The following is a 1955-nucleotide window of genomic DNA, read 5'->3' as shown; positions in this document are numbered from 1 at the left end:
CCCCCGGATCGTCCGACGCGCGAGGCCGACCGGGCCGCCCTACGCTGCGAGAAGGGCCGCCCGGCGGCATCACCCCCGGGCCGCCCGTCGCGCGAAGGGAGCCCTGATGGACGGCGGACCGACCTTCTTCGAAATGGGCGTCGAGGACGTGGAACGCGCCCGCGTCTTCTTCGGTGAACTCTTCGGCTGGACGATCAGCCCGGGCCCCTCCGGCGAGGGCTACACGGTCGGCACCTCCACCCTGCCCGGCGGCCTGCACGGCGGAGACCCGGGCGCCGGCCCGTATCTCTTCTTCGCCGTCGACGACATCAACGCCGCCACCAGGCGCGTACGCGAACTCGGCGGCACCGTCGAAGGCACCGACCTGGGAGGCGAGGACGCCGAGACCGTCGCCCGCTTCGGCCGCTTCAAGCTCTGCCGCGACGACCAGGGCACGCCCTTCGGCCTCCACGAGCCGCCCAGGCCCGTCGACTCCTGAACCCCGGCGGCGGCCGGTCCGGCTCAGGCCACCTCAGGCTCAGGCCGCCTCAGGCTCCGCGGCCCCGTCCGCCACCGACCGGACCGGCAGCGCACTCAGCGCACCGCGCAGCGCCTCCGCGAACGCCTCGAACTCCTCCCGCCGCGCCGTGCCCGGCCGCATCGCCAGCGCGATGCGCCGGCTGGGCGCGGGCCGGGCGAAGCTGCCCGTCGCCAGCAGCTCGTTGCGTGCCGTCTCCACGTGCAGCGCGGTACGCGGCAGCAGCGTCACCCCCATGCCCCCGGCGACCAGCTGCACCAACGTCGACAAACCCGCCGCCGTGGTCGTCACCGGCGCGCCCTCGGTCCGCCCGGCCTCCCGGCACACGTCCAGCGCCTGGTCCCGCAGGCAGTGCCCCTCGTCCAGCAGCAGCAACGGCAGCTCCCGCAGCCGCTCCCTCGGCACGTCGTCCCGGCCCGCCAGCTCGTGGTCCCTCGGCAGCACCAGCACGAAGTCCTCGTCGAACAGCGGCAGGCTGAGCACCGCCCCACCGGCGGACTCACCCGTCCCCACCGGCACCGCCAGCAGCAGCAGATCCAGCCGCCCCGACGTCAGCCCGTCCAGCAGCGACGCCGTCTGCTCCTCGTGCACCTCAAGATCAAGCTCCGGGTACCGCTCGTGCACCAGCCGCAGCACCGTCGGCAGCAGATACGGCGCACACGTGGGGATCACGCCGAGCCGCAGCGTCCCGGTGAACGGCGCCCGCGCCGCCTCCGCCTCCTCCAGCAGCTCCCCGACGGCGTCCAGCACCGCCCGCGCCCGCACCGCCAGCCGCTCCCCGGCCGGCGACAGCAGCACCTTCCGCGTCGTCCGCTCCAGCAGTTGCACCCCCAGCGCCTCCTCCAGCGCGGCCACCGCCCCCGACAGCGCCGGCTGGCTCATACCGATCTCGGCCGCCGCCTCCCGGAAGTGCAGATGCTCAGCGACGGCGTCGAACGCCCGCAACTGGGCGAGGCTCGGCTGCCGCGCCTTCGCCGTGGCGGCGGCGCGCGCGGAGTGATTGCGCGCCACGGGGTTCCTGGGCTGGGTCTTGCTCATCGCTCACGAGGTTCTCTCGGGGACACCTCCGAAAAATGATAGACGTATCCGATCAAACCGGATCAACGGCGGTCGCCGAGGGGCGGCCGAGCGCTGTCACTCAGCCGCCGCTCAGCCGCGCGGCCCGAAGACGTAGAAGTACCAGCCGCGCGGCGCGCCGCTGCCACCCCAGTAGAAGCACTCGTTGACCACATGGGTCCGCCCCCAGCGCACGTTCTCCGCGTGGCACTGCTCGAACGTCGCGAACGGCCCCTGGTACCCGCGCTGCAACTCGACACCCGCGTGCGCCGCCGGCTGGGACGCCTGCCCGGCGACGGCCGTCACGGGTGCGGCGAGCGCCAGGCCCACCGCGCAGAGCAGGCCGACGACGGCCCGGATCGTGGAGGTCATACCGGGGTCG

At 74.1% G+C, this 1955-nt stretch carries 3 protein-coding genes; 1 reads left to right on the top strand and 2 read right to left on the bottom strand.

Translation table 11 applies throughout. The features are described 5' to 3' along the window. The first annotated feature begins 106 nt into the window (after positions 1-106). Complete coding sequence (locus GL263_RS25785) at positions 107-478, top strand: VOC family protein (protein WP_182858149.1); 372 nt, start codon at positions 107-109, stop codon at positions 476-478. Between the two features lie 39 nt (positions 479-517). Here GL263_RS25785 and GL263_RS25780 read toward each other — a convergent pair whose 3' ends face one another. Both GL263_RS25780 and GL263_RS25775 read right to left on the bottom strand, forming a co-directional pair. Then, a complete protein-coding gene (locus tag GL263_RS25780; protein ID WP_182858148.1) occupies positions 518-1555 on the bottom strand; it encodes a LysR substrate-binding domain-containing protein in 1038 nt (345 codons plus the stop codon). A 111-nt stretch (positions 1556-1666) separates the two neighbouring features. Continuing rightward, positions 1667-1955: hypothetical protein (locus GL263_RS25775; RefSeq protein ID WP_182858147.1), on the bottom strand; the 289-nt coding region annotated here is incomplete at its 5' end.

The organism is Streptomyces durbertensis (assembly GCF_014156695.1).
Taxonomy (GTDB): domain Bacteria; phylum Actinomycetota; class Actinomycetes; order Streptomycetales; family Streptomycetaceae; genus Streptomyces; species Streptomyces durbertensis.
Note: the sequence above shows the minus strand (reverse complement) of the source record. Positions and strands in the feature narration are given on the sequence as shown.

Excerpts from the sequence above, each read along its gene's own strand:
- GL263_RS25780 (WP_182858148.1), bottom strand. The coding sequence starts at position 1,555 with ATGAGCAAGACCCAGCCCAGGAACCCCGTGGCGCGCAATCACTCCGCG.
- GL263_RS25785 (WP_182858149.1), top strand. The coding sequence starts at position 107 with ATGGACGGCGGACCGACCTTCTTCGAAATGGGCGTCGAGGACGTGGAA.